This is a genomic window from Actinomycetospora rhizophila (assembly GCF_042657905.1).
Classification (GTDB): domain Bacteria; phylum Actinomycetota; class Actinomycetes; order Mycobacteriales; family Pseudonocardiaceae; genus Actinomycetospora; species Actinomycetospora rhizophila.
Window position 1 is genome coordinate 239,798 of the sequence record NZ_JBHSKG010000002.1, and the last position, 16,053, is coordinate 255,850.

Annotated in this window: 18 protein-coding genes; 9 read left to right on the plus strand and 9 right to left on the minus strand. The window is 74.7% G+C overall.

Translation table 11 applies throughout. The features are described 5' to 3' along the window. Positions 1–519: an FBP domain-containing protein gene (locus tag ACFPK1_RS04995; RefSeq protein WP_378019805.1), complete on the minus strand. Its 519-nt coding sequence runs from the start codon at positions 517–519 to the stop codon at positions 1–3. Between the two features lie 137 nt (positions 520–656). On the opposite strand from ACFPK1_RS04995, the gene ACFPK1_RS05000 reads away from it, so the two are divergent. Beyond that, positions 657–2,657, plus strand: a complete 2,001-nt coding sequence (locus tag ACFPK1_RS05000) for an MFS transporter (protein WP_378020261.1) — start codon at positions 657–659, stop codon at positions 2,655–2,657. A 263-nt stretch (positions 2,658–2,920) separates the two neighbouring features. On the opposite strand, the gene ACFPK1_RS05005 is transcribed toward ACFPK1_RS05000, so the two are convergent. Both ACFPK1_RS05005 and ACFPK1_RS05010 read right to left on the minus strand, forming a co-directional pair. Continuing rightward, a complete protein-coding gene (locus tag ACFPK1_RS05005; protein WP_378019806.1) occupies positions 2,921–3,760 on the minus strand; it encodes a YceI family protein in 840 nt (279 codons plus the stop codon). After that, positions 3,757–4,719, minus strand: coding sequence for an MSCRAMM family protein (locus ACFPK1_RS05010; RefSeq protein ID WP_378019807.1), 963 nt, complete (start codon positions 4,717–4,719; stop codon positions 3,757–3,759). Before ACFPK1_RS05010 ends, ACFPK1_RS05005 begins: the two co-directional genes overlap by 4 nt. Before the next feature lie 178 nt (positions 4,720–4,897). Here ACFPK1_RS05010 and ACFPK1_RS05015 point away from each other — a divergent pair, with 178 nt between their 5' ends. Both ACFPK1_RS05015 and ACFPK1_RS05020 read left to right on the plus strand, forming a co-directional pair. Then, on the plus strand, positions 4,898–6,142 hold the full coding sequence (locus ACFPK1_RS05015) for an acyl-CoA dehydrogenase family protein (protein ID WP_378019808.1): 1,245 nt from the start codon (positions 4,898–4,900) through the stop codon (positions 6,140–6,142). A gap of 46 nt (positions 6,143–6,188) precedes the next feature. After that, complete coding sequence (locus tag ACFPK1_RS05020) at positions 6,189–7,094, plus strand: DMT family transporter (protein ID WP_378019809.1); 906 nt, start codon at positions 6,189–6,191, stop codon at positions 7,092–7,094. Here ACFPK1_RS05020 and ACFPK1_RS05025 read toward each other — a convergent pair. The 4 genes from ACFPK1_RS05025 to ACFPK1_RS05040 are packed head-to-tail and all read right to left on the minus strand — an operon-like array spanning position 7,066 to position 9,127. Continuing rightward, the gene (locus ACFPK1_RS05025) at positions 7,066–7,386 is read right to left on the minus strand and encodes a DUF202 domain-containing protein (protein ID WP_378019810.1); all 321 of its coding nucleotides are present in this window, start codon (positions 7,384–7,386) and stop codon (positions 7,066–7,068) included. The two genes, ACFPK1_RS05020 and ACFPK1_RS05025, sit on opposite strands and share 29 nt — an antisense overlap. Next, a complete protein-coding gene (locus ACFPK1_RS05030) occupies positions 7,383–7,745 on the minus strand; it encodes a YidH family protein (protein WP_378019811.1) in 363 nt (120 codons plus the stop codon). Before ACFPK1_RS05030 ends, ACFPK1_RS05025 begins: the two co-directional genes overlap by 4 nt. A 57-nt stretch (positions 7,746–7,802) precedes the next feature. Further along, entirely contained in the window at positions 7,803–7,985 is a 183-nt protein-coding gene (locus ACFPK1_RS05035; RefSeq protein ID WP_378019812.1) for a hypothetical protein, read from the minus strand. A 56-nt stretch (positions 7,986–8,041) separates the two neighbouring features. Then, entirely contained in the window at positions 8,042–9,127 is a 1,086-nt protein-coding gene (locus ACFPK1_RS05040) for a sulfite oxidase (RefSeq protein ID WP_378019813.1), read from the minus strand. Between the two features lie 228 nt (positions 9,128–9,355). Between ACFPK1_RS05040 and ACFPK1_RS05045 the strand changes: the two genes are divergently transcribed. The 3 genes from ACFPK1_RS05045 to ACFPK1_RS05055 all read left to right on the plus strand — a co-directional run bounded on the left by ACFPK1_RS05045 (position 9,356) and on the right by ACFPK1_RS05055 (position 11,689). Beyond that, on the plus strand, positions 9,356–9,523 hold the full coding sequence (locus ACFPK1_RS05045) for a hypothetical protein (protein ID WP_378019814.1): 168 nt from the start codon (positions 9,356–9,358) through the stop codon (positions 9,521–9,523). Positions 9,524–9,722: 199 nt separating this feature from the next. Then, positions 9,723–11,057 (plus strand): hypothetical protein, encoded by a 1,335-nt coding sequence (locus ACFPK1_RS05050; RefSeq protein WP_378019815.1) that lies wholly within the window; start codon positions 9,723–9,725, stop codon positions 11,055–11,057. 2 nt (positions 11,058–11,059) lie between these two features. Beyond that, positions 11,060–11,689 (plus strand): flavin reductase family protein, encoded by a 630-nt coding sequence (locus ACFPK1_RS05055; protein ID WP_378019816.1) that lies wholly within the window; start codon positions 11,060–11,062, stop codon positions 11,687–11,689. Here ACFPK1_RS05055 and ACFPK1_RS05060 read toward each other — a convergent pair. After that, entirely contained in the window at positions 11,659–12,087 is a 429-nt protein-coding gene (locus ACFPK1_RS05060) for an acyl-CoA thioesterase (protein ID WP_378019817.1), read from the minus strand. The genes ACFPK1_RS05055 and ACFPK1_RS05060 overlap by 31 nt on opposite strands. Before the next feature lie 51 nt (positions 12,088–12,138). Between ACFPK1_RS05060 and ACFPK1_RS05065 the strand changes: the two genes are divergently transcribed. From ACFPK1_RS05065 to ACFPK1_RS05075, 3 genes are read left to right on the plus strand one after another with little or no spacing between them, the layout of a single operon-like run. After that, the gene (locus ACFPK1_RS05065; protein WP_378019818.1) at positions 12,139–13,194 is read left to right on the plus strand and encodes an LLM class F420-dependent oxidoreductase; all 1,056 of its coding nucleotides are present in this window, start codon (positions 12,139–12,141) and stop codon (positions 13,192–13,194) included. Between the two features lie 11 nt (positions 13,195–13,205). Further along, on the plus strand, positions 13,206–13,658 hold the full coding sequence (locus tag ACFPK1_RS05070) for a MaoC family dehydratase (RefSeq protein WP_378019819.1): 453 nt from the start codon (positions 13,206–13,208) through the stop codon (positions 13,656–13,658). A gap of 14 nt (positions 13,659–13,672) precedes the next feature. Then, positions 13,673–14,884 (plus strand): acetyl-CoA C-acetyltransferase, encoded by a 1,212-nt coding sequence (locus tag ACFPK1_RS05075; RefSeq protein WP_378019820.1) that lies wholly within the window; start codon positions 13,673–13,675, stop codon positions 14,882–14,884. 231 nt (positions 14,885–15,115) lie between these two features. Here ACFPK1_RS05075 and ACFPK1_RS05080 read toward each other — a convergent pair whose 3' ends face one another. Further along, positions 15,116–15,895 carry an enoyl-CoA hydratase/isomerase family protein gene (locus tag ACFPK1_RS05080; RefSeq protein WP_378019821.1) on the minus strand — a complete coding sequence of 260 codons (780 nt, stop codon included), beginning with the start codon at positions 15,893–15,895 and terminating at the stop codon, positions 15,116–15,118. Between the last annotated feature and the right edge of the window lie 158 nt (positions 15,896–16,053).

Consider the following 16,053-nt stretch of genomic DNA (forward strand, 5'->3'; position numbering starts at 1 on the left):
CTAGGCAGGCGTCCGCGCCGCGTCCCCGGTCCCGCGCACGGCGGCCACGAAGCCGTCGACGCGCACGCGCAGGCCGGCGACGCGCTCGTCGACCGGCAGGCTGAGGTCGGGCGTCACGCTCGCGCTGGGCTTGCGCTCGAGGCGGGTCGTGGCGGGGCAGGCCAGGTCCGTGCACACGTAGGTGCCGACGCTGTTGCCCTCGCGGCCCGCCGCCCCGGCGCGCGCCGCGGTGTAGAGCGTGACCTCGCCGTCGGTGTGGGTCGTGCGGCAGAGCGCGCACATCGCGGTCCGCCGGGCGCCGCCGGCAGCCGGGCGCAGCAGCACCCCGGTGACCGCCCCCTCGTGCAGCGTCACGAGGTAGGCCCGCTGCGGCATGCGGGGGTCGTGCCAGCCGGCGAACTCGACGGCGTCGAGGTCGGTGCCGACGACGGCGTCGACGACCGTCATCCGCTTCGCGTCGCCCTTCGAGCAGTTGATCATCGAGCGGCGCACGGCGTCGGCCGTGAGCAGGGTGGGCATGGCTCGGCACGCTACCGACGCCGGCGAGCCGATTCCCGACGTCGCGCCGCGCGGCGGCCCGGGGCATGCTTAGGATAGTTGCCCGAACCTAATCAACTCGGTGTGAGCCCGGAGGCGACGTGGCGAGCAGGACGGCGGTGGCGCCCGCGGTGGCGCACCTGGGCCCGCGGTACAAGTGGGTCGCGCTGACGAACACGACGCTCGGCGTGCTGATCGTGACGATCAACATGTCGATCCTGCTCATCGCGCTGCCCGACATCTTCCGCGGCATCGCGCTCGACCCGCTGCGGCCGGAGAACATCAGCTACCTGCTGTGGCTGATCATGGGATACCTGGTGGTGACGGCCGTCCTCGTCGTCACGTTCGGCCGGGTCGGCGACATGTACGGCCGCACGCGGATGTACACGCTCGGCTTCGCGGTGTTCACCGTGTTCTCGATCCTGCTGGCCGTCACCTGGCTGCAGGGCGACGCCGGCGCGATCTGGCTGATCAGCATGCGCGTCCTGCAGGGCATCGGCGGGGCGCTGCTGCTCGCCAACTCCACGGCGATCCTCACCGACGCCTTCCCCGCGCAGCAGCGGGGCCTCGCGCTCGGCATCAACTCGATCGCGGCGATCGCCGGCTCGTTCCTCGGCCTGATCATCGGCGGGGTGCTCGCGCCGGTGGCCTGGCACCTGGTGTTCGTCGTGTCGGTGCCGATCGGCGTCGGCGGCACGATCTGGGCCTGGGTGAAGCTGAAGGAGACCAGCGAGCGCCACGAGGGCCGCATCGACTGGTGGGGCAACATCACCTTCGCCGTCGGCCTCGTCGCGGTGCTGATGGGCATCACCTACGGCATCCAGCCCTACGGCGGGCACGTCATGGGCTGGACCAGCCCGACGGTGCTCGTCTGCCTCATCGGCGGCGTCGTGGTGCTCGCGGTGTTCGTGGCCGTCGAGCGGCGCGTCGCGCACCCGATGTTCCACCTGTCGCTGTTCGGCATCCGCTCGTTCACGGCCGGCAACATCGCCAACCTGCTCTCCGCGCTCGGGCGCGGCGGCCTGCAGTTCATCCTCATCATCTGGCTGCAGGGCATCTGGCTGCCCCGCCACGGCTACGACTACGAGTCGACGCCGCTGTGGGCCGGCATCTACATGGTCCCGCTGACCATCGGCTTCCTCGTCGCCGGACCGGTCTCGGGCTTCCTCTCCGACCGGCACGGCGCCCGCTGGTACGCCGCGGGCGGGATGCTCGTGGCCGCCGCGAGCTTCCTGCTCATGGGCTTCCTGCCGGTCGACTTCCCGTACCCGCTGTTCGCGGTCCTGCTCGGGGTCAACGGGCTGGCGATGGGCTTGTTCTCCTCGCCGAACCGCGCCTCGATCATGAACAGCGTGCCGGCCCGCCAGCGCGGGGCGGCCGCGGGCATGACCGCGACGTTCATGAACGGCGCGACCGTGCTCTCGATCGGCATCTTCTTCTCGATGCTGATCCTCGGCCTCGCCTCGACGCTGCCGAGCGCGCTGTTCGGCGGGCTCACCGGCCAGGGCGTCCCGCCCGACGTCGCGGGCCGCATCTCCGAGCTGCCGCCCGTGAGCACGCTGTTCGCCGCGCTCCTGGGCTACAACCCGATCGAGACGCTGCTGGGCCCCGGCGTGCTGGCCCAGGTCGGCCCGCAGCAGGCGGAGTTCCTGACGGGGCGCAGCTTCTTCCCCGAGCTGATCTCCGGACCGTTCGCCGACGGCCTGTTCCTGGCGCTCGGCTTCGCCGCCGCATGCTGCCTCGTCGCCGCGATCGCGTCGCTGTTCGACGACGCGAAGCCGTCGGTGTCCGAGGCCGGGGCGGTGGGGGAGGCGCTGGGGCAGGAGCTCGCCCCCGAGCGTCCTGTCGCGGTGGCGGGGCGGATCGTGGCGCCCGACGACGGCCCCGCGTCCGCGGTCCTGACGCTCGTCGACGCCGGCGGGCACGAGGCCGACCGCGCGACCACCGACGACGACGGGCACTTCACCCTCAGCGCCGACGGGCGCTCCGGTGACTACCTGGTGATCGCCAGCCCGCGGGGGCCCGGCGCGGCGGCCCCGGCCGTCACGCGCGTGACCGTCAACGGCACCCCGGTGCACATCGACGTGGTCCTGCGCGCCCGGGCGGCGCTGCCGGGCTGAGGCTTGCTCGCCGCGCGGACCCGTGGCCGGCGGTTACTGGCTGGTATCGCTCGCCTGGCGAGGGATACCAGCCAGTAACGCGGGGTCGGCGCGCGCGGGGGCCCGGGAAGGTCGTGGTCGGCGGGCGCCCGGTGATCAGGGGCACCTCGTCGCCCCGGCCGGCGTGCCCGGGGTCGACCACGTGCTCGTGATCTCCCGGGGCCACGCCGGGCCACGCCGGGCCACGCCGGGCCCCTGCCGACCCTCCGCACGGCGCACGCGGGTCAGGCGGTCCGCACCGCCTCGATGTCGATCTCGATGCGCAGGGTCCGGCCGACCGCGAAGATGCCGGCGATCACCGACTGGTTCCAGCGGATGTCGAAGTCGTCGCGCGAGAGCTGGGTCGTCGCGGAGAACCCGGCGCGCTCGCCGCCCCAGAGGTCGGGGCCCGCGCCGTGGTAGACGACGTCGAGGTCGACGGTGTTGCGCACGCCCTTGAGCACCAGGTCGCCGGTCATCGTCCAGTGGTCGGGGGTGTGCCCGACGATACGCGTCGAGGTGAACTCGATCCGCGGGAAGGCGAGGACGTCGAGGAAGTCGCCGGCACGCAGGTGCTGGTCGCGGGTGTCGTCGTCGGTGTCGACGCTCGCCGGGTCGATGGCGGCGTGCACGCGCGTGCCCGCGAGGTCGCGGGCCATCTCGATCGCGCCGGTGAAGGTGCGCAGGCGGCCGTGGACCTTGGTGATGCCCAGGTGGAACGCCGACGCGGCGATCCGCGAGTGCACGGGGTCGATCTCCCAGCGCCCGGGGGCGGGCAGGGACAGGGCGCCCGAGCGGGTCAGCACCACGCGGCCGAGGTCGCCGCTCCCGGCCAGCGGGCGCGCGGCCGGGGTGTGCCCGACCGCGGACGTGATCACGGTGGCCGGGCCCTCGGGCAGCCCCTCGACGAGGAAGGTGCCGTCGCCGCCGACCGAGGTCCCGCCGATCTGGGTGCCGGCGGCGTCGATCACCGTCACGACGGCGAAGGGCACCGGCCACCCGTCGCTGGTGACGGCGGCGCCCCGGACCCAGCCGCCGCCGCGGGTCACCTCGGTGACCCCGCCTGCGGTGTGCCCGGAGCTCACCGGCGCTCGCCGCCCGACCCGCTGCGGGGCTCGGTCGCGTCCTCGTGCTGGCCGTGGCGGCCGCCGAACCCGTTGCCGGCCGCAGCGCCGTCGTCGCCACGCGGCGCGTCCGGGCGCGACGGCGGCTCGGAGGCGCCGGCGGGCGCGTCGACGGCCGGTGGGACGAGGCTCAGCACGACGTCCGACGGGTGGCCCGGGCCGATCTCGATCTCCGAGGCCACCGGGGCGTAGCCGCTCGCCGTGATCGTGTAGACGCCGTGGGCGACGTCGTCGAAGCGGAACGACCCGTCCTCGCCGGTGACGCGCGAGCCGACGACGTGGCCGTCCTCGCTGACCAGCGTGGCCAGGGCCTCGGCGACCGGACGCCCCGCGCCCGCGGAGCGCACGGTGCCCGAGAGCCGGGTGCGGGTGGCCAGGGCGATGTCGTGGGCGACGTGCCCCTCAGCCGGCACGCGGACGGTCTCGGCGACCGGCGCGAGGCGCGGCGCGGCGGCCGTGAGCGTGTAGGTGCCCTCGGTGAGGTCGGCGAAGCGGTAGCCGCCGTCGGGGGACGAGCGGGTGACGGCGACGACGGTGCCGCGCACGTCGGTGAGGGTGAGCACGACGTCGCCCCAGCCGCTGCCGACGCCCGCGCCGTCACCGTTGGTGCCGGCCGCGTGGCGCACGCCGACGGTGCCGCCCAGCGTCGCGCCGCCGCCGGCGAGGCCGACGTCGTGGCGCAGCGGGCGGTCGGCGACGGCCACGAGCGAGGCCTGCGGCTGGTGGGTGGACGAGGCGCAGATGACCAGGTAGGTCCCGCCGGTCGGCGGCACAAGCTGGTAGTGGCCGCCCTCGTCGGAGGCGGCGCGGTCGAGCTGGTCGCCGGAGAGGTCGCACAGCGTCAGCGCCGCGCCGGGCACCGGCGCGCCGTCGCCCCGCGTCACCCGACCGAAGATCATGATCGGTTCCTGACCGTCCACCGACGTCCACCTCTCTCGAACGCGCCGCGTCCTGCGCGACCCATCGTCCACCGATCACGCACCCCGCGCCCGGACGATCCCTCGACGGGGCGCATTTGCTTGGATAGTACAAGCATCATCCTGGGCGGGCTCGCCGGCCGGATGGCGCCCGGACGGTGGTGCGGTCCAGGCTGGGGGCATGCCCGAGCTCCCGTCGGACTTCCCGGCGCTGCCGCATCCCGTGCTCGACCTCGCCGCGGACCGCGACGCGATCGCCGACTTCTACGACTACGCCGACCTGCTCACCGCCGAGGAGACCGCGACGCTGCGCCGCCTGCGCTCGTACCTCGCCGAGGACGTCGCCCCGCTGGTCGAGGAGGCCTGGGAGCGCGCCGAGTTCCCGATGCAGCTGGTCAAGGGCTTCGCGGCCCTCGACCTCGCCGGCCTGCCCTACGGGCTGGGCGCGAGCACCGACGAGCCCGCGCGCCGGTTGTTCCTCGGGTTCGTGGCGGCCGAGATCGCGCGCGTCGACCCGTCGGTGAACAGCTTCTTCGGCATCCACTCGGGTCTCGCCATGGGCTCGATCTGGGCGGGCGGCACCGAGGAGCAGCGGCAGCGCTGGCTGCCGTCGATGGCGCGGATGGAGACGATCGGCGCCTTCGGGCTCACCGAGCCCCACGGCGGCTCCGACGTCGCCGGCGGCATGGAGACCACCGCGCGCCGCGACGGCGACCACTGGGTGCTCGACGGCGACAAGCGCTGGATCGGCAACGCGACCTTCGCCGACATCGTCGTCGTCTGGGCCCGGGACCTCGAGACGGGCGAGGTGCGCGGGTTCGTCGTGCCGCGCGAGACCGAGGGCATGACGATCGCCAAGATCGAGGGCAAGACGGCCCTGCGGATCGTCCAGAACGCCGACATCGCCCTGCGCGGCGTGCGGGTCCCCGACGACCACCGCCTCGCGGGCGGCTCGGGCACGTTCGCCGACGCGGGCGGGGTCCTGCGGGTCACGCGGGCCAACGCGTCCTGGGGCGCGACCGGCACACAGATGGGCGCCTACGAGACGGCCCTGTCCTACGCGCAGCAGCGCGAGCAGTTCGGGCGCCCGATCGCCGGGTTCCAGCTCATGCAGGAGCTGCTCGTGCAGATGCTGGGCAACGTGACGTCGTCGCTGGGCATGGCGGTGCGCAACGCCCAGCTCCTCGACGCCGGGGGCGGGTCGGACGCGCACTCGGCGCTGGCCAAGGAGTTCTGCGCGACCCGCATGCGCGAGACCGTCGCCTGGGCCCGCCAGGTCGTCGGCGGCAACGGGGTGCTGCTGAGCAACGGCGTCGCCCGCTACTTCGCCGACGCCGAGGCGCTCTACTCCTTCGAGGGCACCCGCGAGATGAACACGCTGATCGTCGGCAAGGCGATCACCGGCCACAGCGCGTTCGTGCGCTGACGGCCCGGGTAGACCTCGCCGTGCCTCACCACCCGGTGCCCCTCGCGTGACCGCGAACTCGACGATCGCGGTCGCCCTCGCCTGCTGCTCGGCCCTGGCGTACGCGCTCTCGGCGGCCCTGCAGCGGCGCGAGACCGGGCGCACCGTCGACGGCGCGGAGCACGCGGGCGCCGGCCTGCCGTTCTTCGGTGCGCTGCTGCGCCGGCCCTGGTGGTGGGGCGGCGTCGCGGCGATGGTCGTCGGGGCGATGATCCACGTCGTCGCGCTCGGCTTCGGCTCGATCACGCTGGTCCAGCCCATCGGCGTGACCGCGCTGATCCTCGCCCTGCCCCTCGACGCGTGGCTCGAGCGGCGGCGGATCCACCGCGCGGAGTGGTTCGGCGCGGTCGTGCTGGTGATCGGGCTGGCCGGGCTCTTCGGGCTGGCCGAGCACCAGCCCTCGCAGGTCCCCCCGGACGCCGACCTCGTGCTCGGGACCCTGGTTGTCGTCCTGGTGCTCGCGGCGGTGGTCACCGTCGCCAGCGGGCGCGCCCCGCCCGTGCCCCGGGCGGTGGTCCGCGCCGCGGTCTCGGGACTGTGCGCGGGCGCGACGTCGGGCCTGGTCCGGCTCACGTTCCGGCTGGTCCAGGACGGGCGCTCGCCGTGGCTCATCGCCGCCGTGCTCGGCGCGGCGACGATCCTGCCGGTGGCCTCGATCCTGCTGCTGCAGACCGCCTACCGCGACGGCGGGCTCGACGCCGGGCTGTCGACGCAGATCACCGTCGACCAGGTGGCGGCCATGGCGATCGGCATCGTGGTGCTCGGCGAGCGGTTCTCGCTGGGGGTCTCGGGTGCGGTCCTCGCCGGGCTGAGCGCGGTCGTGGCGGTGACGGGTCTCGTCACGCTCATCCGCTCCGGGCCCACCCCCGAGCAGCGGGTGCCGGCTACCGCAGGGACAGCACCACGCCCGTGACCAGGGCCAGCAGCGCCACCGCGCCGCCGAGCAGCGGGACCGCACGGTGCGGGGCGAGCGGCGAGGGCAGCGGGGCGTGGCTGATCCGCGCGGTGCGCCACCGGCCGTAGACCGCGACGACCACGGCGAGCACGGCCGCCGCCCCGGCCAGGACCAGCGACGGGCCGGGGCCGTCGTGGGTGAGCTCGCGGACCGCGAGCAGCACCGCGTTGGCGGCGACGCCCAGCGACGTCCGGCTCCACGCCAGGCCCGTCCGCTCGGCCTGCAGCCCCGCGTCCGAGGGCGAGCTCACGCGAGCGCCCGCAGCGCGACGAGGGCGAGGCCGAACAGGGCGAGCACCACGAGACCGGCGGCGAGCACCCAGGGCAGGCGCTGGCGGGGCAGCGGCCGGCCGCGGCGGATCGCGAACTCCACCCCGCGCCAGCGCAGCACCCCGCCCGCCGCGGTGACGACCGCCAGCGCCGCGAGCAGGCCGCCCACCACCCCGCGGGTGCCGGGCACGGCGAACTCGGGCAGCAGCTGCACGACCGCGACACCGGCCGCGAGGAGCGACAACGAGGTCCGCAGCCAGGCGAGGAACGTGCGTTCGTTGGCCAGGGTGAAGCGGTAGTCGGGCTCGTGCTCCTGCTCCTCATCGGGCGCCTGACCCACGCGCACCCCCGGATGTAGGGACATTTGGTCCCCGCATCGTGCCCGATCGGGGCACGCTCAGACGAGTCCGGGGGCCAGCACCACGACCATGCCGTTCGTCTGCGGGCTGGTCGGCGCGACCGTGCTCTGGGCGGCGAGGAACAGCCCGACGGCCAGCGCGATCAGCGCGAGGAGGAACGCCGCGACGACGATCCCGATCGTCACGCGGCGACTGGTCGATCCCCGCGGGTCCGTGCTCATGAGCTTCTCCTCCACCCCGTGTCCATGACCCGGGCGGGTGCCCGCTGGGCGTCGGCTCACCCGTCGGCGGCCGCGACCGCGTGCAGCGTCACGCGGGCCCAGGCGTTGTTGACGTAGCCCTTGGGGTTCCACAGCTCGGCGGGGTCGGCGGGCTGCACACCGCCGGCGGAGTCCCAGGCACGGGCGACGACCCGCGTGGTGCCGGCGGGCAGGTCCAGGTCGATGTGCCAGTGCCGCCAGCTCCACCGGCTCGCCTGCGGCGCGAGGTCCGCCTCGGTCCAGGTCGTGCCGTCGTCGGTGGAGACGTCGACGCGCACCACCGTCCGGTCGCCCCCGGCCAGCGCGTACCCGGTGACGTGGACGGGTCCCGCGGCGACCTCGGCGCCGTCGGCGGGCGACAGCACGTCGGCGTTGACCGCGATCGGGCCGAGCGCCACGCCCCGGCCCGGCGCGGGGGAGGCGTCGGCGGGCAGGAGGCGGTAGGCGACCGCCTGGTAGAAGCCCGGCGACGGCGCGTCCGCGACGGTGATGCGGTCGAGCCACTTGACGCTGCGGGCGCCGATCCAGCCGGGGACGACGACGCGCACCGGCGCTCCGTGCGCGGCGGGCAGCGGGTCGTCGTTCATCGACCAGGCCAAGAGCACCTCGGAGCCCAGCGCCTTCTCGAGCGGCACCGACACCGCGTAGGGCTCGCCGGGCTCGTCGGCGACGTCGGCGCCGGTGAGGACGACGTCGGTCGCGGCGGGGTCCACGCCCGCGTCGCGCAGCACGTCGGCGAGCCGCGCGCCGGCCCACCGCGCGGTGCCCGTGGCGCCCGGACCCCACGGGGTCTCGCCGGGGAGGTCGGCGACCTCCATCAGCCCCGCCCGGCGGTTGCCCGCGCACTGCAGGGTGACGACCTCGGCGTGCTCCGCGAAGCGCTCGCGCAGCGCGCCCAGCGAGAACGTCGCCGGACGCTCGACCATCCCGTCGACCCGGAGCGACCACGCTGCGGGGTCGATCCGCGGCCGCTCGCTCGCGTGGTTGCGGTGGTAGAAGGCCTCGACGGGCGTCAGGTCGCGGCCCGCGAGGACGGTGCGCACCGGCTCGGCGTTGTACGGCTGCGACGAGTGGACGGTCATCTCGGCCGGGTGGGTGGTCATGGTCCTCCTGGGTTCGGCGACACCGGGTGAGGGCCGCGCCGGAGAGATTGATCCGACCGGGTGGACCTCGGATCCGGGTTCGTGATCGACCCTTCCGATGCCCGAGAAGCTGATCTCCGCGCGGTCGCCCTCCCTGGCGTGTTCCCAGGTCAGGGGCCGAATCACACGCGTGGCAGCGAAAACGGTGTGCCCGTCGGCACCCCCGGACGGAGTCGTAGGGTGCCGCACATGTCGCAGACGCCGATCTACGAGGAAGTCCGCCGGGCGTTCGGTCGTACCGACCGCGGCTTCGAACGGCGTGCGTTCCGCGAGGACGCGGGCGGGAGCGAGGAGCGGCCGTCCCGGCCCGTGATGCTGCGCGGCAACGGCGGCCGGCACCGCCGCTCGGGCGACTGAGCGCCGGTCGCGGGCCGATCTCGTCGGGGTGACCCCGACACCGTGATGCCCGGGGCCGCCCGATGACCGTCCGTGCGCGGACGACCGCGTCCGGTGGCCTCCCGGGGCCCCAGGCCGCGTGCCGTCGGGGCCGTGGGGCAGGGTTGAGGGCGGCCCGGCCGGTGCCGGCGGGCGCATCGTCGAGGTCAGCGAGGGCAGGATGAGCGAGCAGTCCGGACCCCCCGGGCCCCGCGGGCGACACGCCGCGCCCGGGCCGGATCCCGACGACGCCGCCGCCCCGCCGGCCTCCGGGCGGCACGGCGCGGACCACGACGGCCCCCGCGACGGCCCCCAGGACGGCCGTGCCCGGCCGCCCGCCGGCGGCCCGCCCGGGTGGTCCGGTCCCCCGCCGCCGGGATCGCCGCCGCCCGGCCCCCCGATGCCGCCGCGCCACGCCGGCCCGCCCCCCGGCGCCCCGCAGGGCCCGCCGCCCGGCCCGTACGGGCCGCCCGGTCGTCCCCCGGCCGGGCCGGCCGGCGGGTACGGCACGCCCGGTCCCGGGCCGGCGCCGAACGGCTGGTCCGGCCCCGGTCACCCGCCCGCCGACGTCCCGCCGCGGCCGGCCGTGTCCGCCGAGCCCCCGACCCGGCACGCGGCGGCCCCCGCGGCCGGGCCCACCGACACCCCGACCACCCACGCCGCCACGGGGTCGGCCGGGTCGCAGCTGTCGGTCGTCAAGCTCAGCGGCGGGGCCGCGGCGGCCGTGACGACGGCGGGCGTCGGCTCGTTCGTCGGCGGCGCCATGGGCACCGTCGCCGGCGCGGGCATCGCCGCCGTGATCACCACGGTCGGCGACGCCTTCTACCAGCGCTCGATCGAGCGGACCCGCGACCACGTCCGCGGCCGCCTGCGCACCACCCGCCGCCCCACCGACAGTCCCGGGCGCGTGGGCGACGACCGCACCGTGGTGGCGAGCGCGATGTCCGCCGGGGACGGCGCGGACGACCGCACGCGGGTCACGGGCACGTCCCCGGACGACACCCCGACCATGGTGATCGGGTCGGGTGCCGGCGAGGCGACGCAGGTCCACGGACCCGGCACGCGGGTCCTGTCCCCGGACGACGACCAGGCGACCGCGCTCGTCGGCAGCCCGGGCGGTCCCGACGGGCCGGGCGGCGACGACGGGGACGGCGACGACGAGCCGCCCCGCCGCCCGCCCTGGAAGCGCTACGCCCTGCTCGCGGCCACCGCGCTGCTGATCTTCCTCATCGCCATGCTCGCCATCACCGGCATCGAGCGGATCAAGGGCTCACCGCTGTCCGGCGGGGAGTCGGGCACCAGCGTCGGGTCGGTGATCGGCACGGCCCCGTCCACCTCCACCGAGCCCTCGGCGCCGGAGACCACGCCGAGCGCCCCGACGGGCGGCGCCGACGCGACCACGACCTCGGAGGCGCCGGCGAGCGGCGCCGAGGAGACCAGCGAGCCGGAGTCGACGACCACCACGTCGCGCGCCCCACAGTTGGTCCCGAGCGGCCTGCTGCCGGGTAACAACTGACCGTGCGCACCGACTTCGACCCGGACGCCGTGGGCGCCCGCGGCGTCTACAAGCTGCTGACCGCGGTCATCGTCCCGCGCGCGATCGCCTGGGTGGTGACGCGCTCGGCCGACGGCGTCGACAACCTCGCGCCGCACTCGTTCTTCACCGTGGCGAGCACCGACCCGCCGGTCGTCCAGTTCACGTCGGTGGGGGAGAAGGACTCGCTGCGCAACGCGCACGACACCGGGGAGTTCACGGTGTGCCTGACGCCCGAGCCGCTGCTGGAGCACATCAACGCCACCGCCACCGACTTCCCGGCGCACGAGAGCGAGATCGACGCGACCGGCCTGACCCGCGAGCCGTCGTCGGTGATCGCGACCCCGCGGATCGCCGAGTCCCCGGTGGCGCTGGAGTGCCGTCTCGAGCGCACCCTCGAGGTCGGCAACTGCACGCTGGTGCTCGGGCGGGTCGTGCACATCGCGGTGGCCGACGACGTGCTCGTCGACGGCCGCCCCGACGCCCGGCGGCTCGCGCCGCTCGCGCGGCTCGGGGGCGACGAGTGGTCGACGCTGGGCGAGGTCGTCGCGACGCCGCGGATCCGCTACCGCGACTGGCCCGGTCACTTCTCCGGGGAGTCCTCGAGCAGCTGAGCCCCCGCCGGGGAGGCCAGGGCCTTCAGCCGGCCGCGCGGGTCGGCGACGAGGCGCCGGGTGGTGTGGTCGAGCAGGCCCATCGTCCCGGTGATCGTCGCGGCGACGACGTCCCCGCGGCGCAGCTCGATGTCCATCCGGAACGTCTTGCCCTGCCCGAAGCGCAGGTCGAGCACGACGTCGACCTCGTCGCCGGCGCGCAGCTCGGCGAGGAAGCGCACCGTCGTCTCGAGGATGACCGGGCCGATGCCCGCCGCCGAGAGGTCGGTGATCTCCAGGCCGAGCTCCCGGAAGGTCTCGGTCCGGCCGTGCTCGCCGTACTGGTGGTAGACCGCGTGGTTGACGTGCCCGTTGGCGTCGCACTCGTAGCCGCGCACCGTCACCGTCGTCGTGAACACCGGACCTCCCGCACCGCGCCGTGATCAACGCGATCGTGGCAGGCTGCCCCCGTGCGCATCGGGATGGGGTTGAACTACAGCGGCGGGTTCGAGGAGACGGTCGCGGAGCTCGCCGAACACGAGGCGGCCGGGCTCGACATCGCGTTCGTGCCCGAGGCGTACAGCTTCGACGCGGTGAGCCAGCTCGGCTTCATCGCCGCGCGCACCAGCCGGCTCGAGATCGCCTCGGGCATCCTGCAGATCTACACCCGCACCCCGTCGCTGACGGCCATGACCGCGGCGGGCCTCGACTACGTCTCCGGCGGGCGCTTCACGCTCGGTATCGGGGCGTCGGGCCCGCAGGTCATCGAGGGCTTCCACGGCGTGCGCTACGACGGCCCGCTGGGCCGCACCCGCGAGATCGTCGACATCTGCCGTCAGGTGTGGCGCCGCGAGAAGGTGCAGCACTCGGGCCGCTACTACGACATCCCGCTGCCGCCCGACCAGGGCACCGGGCTGGGCAAGCCACTGAAGATCATCAACCACCCGGTGCGCGACCGGATCCCGATCGTCCTCGCCGCGATCGGCCCGAAGAACGTGGCGCTGACCGCCGAGATCGCCGAGGGCTGGCTGCCGATCCTCTTCGTGCCCGAGCGCGCGCACGAGGTGTGGGGCGAGTCGCTGGAGGCCGGCAAGGCCAAGCGCGACCCGTCGCTGGGCGAGCTGCAGACCTACCTGCAGGCGTCGCTGTGCATCACCGAGGACGCGGACACCGCGCAGGCGATGCTCGACGGCATGCGGCCGTTCGTCGCGCTCTACGTCGGCGGGATGGGCGCCAAGGGCAAGAACTTCTACAACGAGCTCGCGCAGCGCTACGGGTACGAGGAGGAGGCCGCGAAGGTCCAGGACCTCTACCTCGACGGCAAGAAGGACGAGGCCGCCGCCGCGGTGCCCGAGGACCTCGTGAAGGCGATGTCGCTCATCGGGCCGCGCTCCTACGTCGCCGAGCGGCTGCAGGCGTTCGCGGGCGCGGGCGTCACGACGATCAACGTCACGCCGCTGGCGGGGACGCCGGCCGAGCGGGTCTCGTTGGTCGGGCAGGTCAAGGAACTCGCCGCCGATCTCTAGGAGCGCCTCCCATGCGTGTGTTCGCCGACGTCGAAGAGCTGCGTGCTGCCGTGGGGGAGGACCTCGGCACGAGCGCGTGGGTCACGGTCGACCAGCACCGCGTCGACATCTTCGCCGACGCCACCGACGACCATCAGTGGATCCACGTCGACCCGGACGCCGCCGCGAAGGGGCCGTTCGGGAAGACCGTCGCCCACGGCTTCCTCACCGTCGCCCTCATGCCGAAGTTCGGGTGGGACACCTTCGAGGTCAAGGGGGTGTCGATGACCGTGAACTACGGGCTGAACAAGGTGCGGTTCCCGGCGCCGGTCCCCGTGCCCAGCCGTGTGCGAGGTCACTGCCGCCTGGTGGACGTCTCCGACGTCCCGAACGGCGTGCAGGCGACGATCGGGGGGACGGTGGAGATCGAGGGGTGGCCCAAGCCGGCGTGCGTCGCCGAGGTCATCCTGCGCTACGCGTACTAGAGGAGGGTCCTGTCGTGGCCGATGCGGTGATCTGTGAGCCCCTGCGGACCCCGGTGGGCGGGTTCGGGGGTGCGCTGCGCGACGTGGCGCCCCAGGAGCTGGCGGCGACGGTGATCCGCGAGCTGGTGTCGCGCACCGGGATCACCGCCGACCAGATCGACGACGTCGCGTTCGGGCACTGCTACCCGACGATGGACGCCCCGGCGATCGGCCGGGTCGCGGCGCTGGACGCGGGTCTCGAGGTGTCGGTGCCGGGCATCCAGGTCGACCGGCGCTGCGGGTCGGGGCTGCAGGCGGTGCTCTACGCGGCGATGGCGGTGCAGACCGGCGGGGCGTCGCTGGTGCTGGCCGGCGGCGCGGAGTCGATGTCGGGCGCGACCTACTACAGCCAGGCGCCGCGGTGGGGCACCAAGGCCGGCGGGTTCGAGTTCAAGGACGCGCTGGCCCAGGGCCGCGTGCACGCCGGCGGGGTGAACCACCCGGTGTGGGGCGGGATGATCGAGACCGCGGAGAACGTGCGGAAGCAGTACGCGATCGGTCGCGAGGAGCAGGACCGCCTCGCGGTGCGCAGCCACGAGAAGGCGACGGCGGCGGTCAAGGACGGGCGCTTCGCCGACGAGCTGGTGCCGGTGACGGTGCCGGGGCGCAAGTCGGACACGATCGTCGACGCCGACGAGCACATCCGTCCGGACGCCTCGCTGGAGAAGCTCTCGGGGCTGCGCCCGATCATGGGCAAGCAGGACCCGGAAGCCACGGTGACCGCGGGGAACGCCTCGGGCCAGAACGACGGCGCCGCGGTGTGCATCGTGACGACGCCGGAGAAGGCCGAGGAGCTGGGGCTGCGGCCCTTGGCGCGGTTGGTGTCGTGGGGGCTCGCGGGCGTGGGTCCCGAGGTGATGGGGATCGGGCCGGTGCCGGCGACGGCGGCTGCTCTCGGGCGCGCCGGGCTGTCGCTGGCGGACATCGACGTGATCGAGCTGAACGAGGCGTTCGCGGCCCAGGCGCTCGGGGTCGGGCGGGAGTGGGGGATCGACCTCGTCACCGACGAGCGCGTGAACCCCAACGGCTCGGGCATCTCGCTGGGGCACCCGGTCGGTGCGACGGGCGTGCGGATCCTGGCGACGATGGTGCGCGAGATGGACCGCCGCGAGGCCCGCTACGGCCTGGAGACGATGTGCATCGGCGGCGGCCAGGGCCTCGCCGCGATCTTCGAACGCACCGCCTGACTGCGAGCGATGCGGCTTTCCTGGCGTCCGACGCCAGGAACGCCACATCCTCGCTCGCCCGACACGCCGGGCTCGCCTGGCGCACGGGGTGTGTCAGCGTGGCGGCCACGCCGGCGTTGAACGTCAGGAAAGCCCCCACGTCACCCCGGGGCCGGTGCGCGGGTCGATGATCCGCCCGGGTGCTCCCGCCGGTCGATGACGTCGACCCGGCGGAGCACCCGGAGCGATCACCTACTTGCCCTGCCAGCGGGGCACACGCTTCTCCCGCGCGGCGGCGGCGCCCTCGGCCGCGTCCTCGGTGGCCCCGGCGACGCGGCGCATCGTCTCGCCGAAGCGGATCGCCTCGCTCGCGGGCAGGTCCGGGGCCCGGCGCGCCATCTCCTTGATCGCGCGCTGGGCCAGGGGCGCGCCGGCGAGCAGGCGGTCGGCGAGGGCGCGGGCCTCGCTCATCAGGTCGTCGTGCGGCACGACGCGCGACACCAGCCCCATCTCGCGCGCCCGCTCGGCGTCCACCCGCTCGCCGGTGAGCAGGAGCTCCATCGCGGGCTGCCAGCCGATGCGCTGGGGCAGGCGGATCGCGCCGACGATCGTCGGGATGCCCAGCCGGACCTCGGGGAAGCCGAACGTCGCGTTCTCGCTCGCGACGACGAGGTCGCACCAGGTCACGAGCGTCAGCCCGTAGCCCAGGCAGTGCCCGTTCACCGCCGCGATCACCGGCTTGAAGATCTCCCAACCGCTCTCGAACGAGTTGACGGTCGGGCGCTCCCAGAACGAGCCGGGGAAGTCGCCGGCCGGGTTGCCCTCGCCGCGCGGGTCCGCGCCGACGCAGAACGCGCGCCCCTCGCCGGTCACGATCCCGACCCACGCCTCGTCGTCGGCGCGGAAGCGGTCGAACGCCTCGTTGAGGCCCTCGCGCATCGCCCCGTCGATCGCGTTGAGCTTCTCCGGGCGGGAGTAGGTGATCGTCGCGACGTGCCCGTCGCGCTCGTAGGTGACGCGCTCGCTCTCCACGGTCCGACACCGTAGGGCGATCGGCGTGCCGGCGAAGGGTGCCCACGGCCCGTCTATCCGACCGAAGGTGCCCTTCGCTCAGAACCCACGGGCGGGCCCAGCCGCGAGTGTGACGCGCTCGTCGGGGGGACCCCGGTGGCGCTGACCGCGGGGCTGGC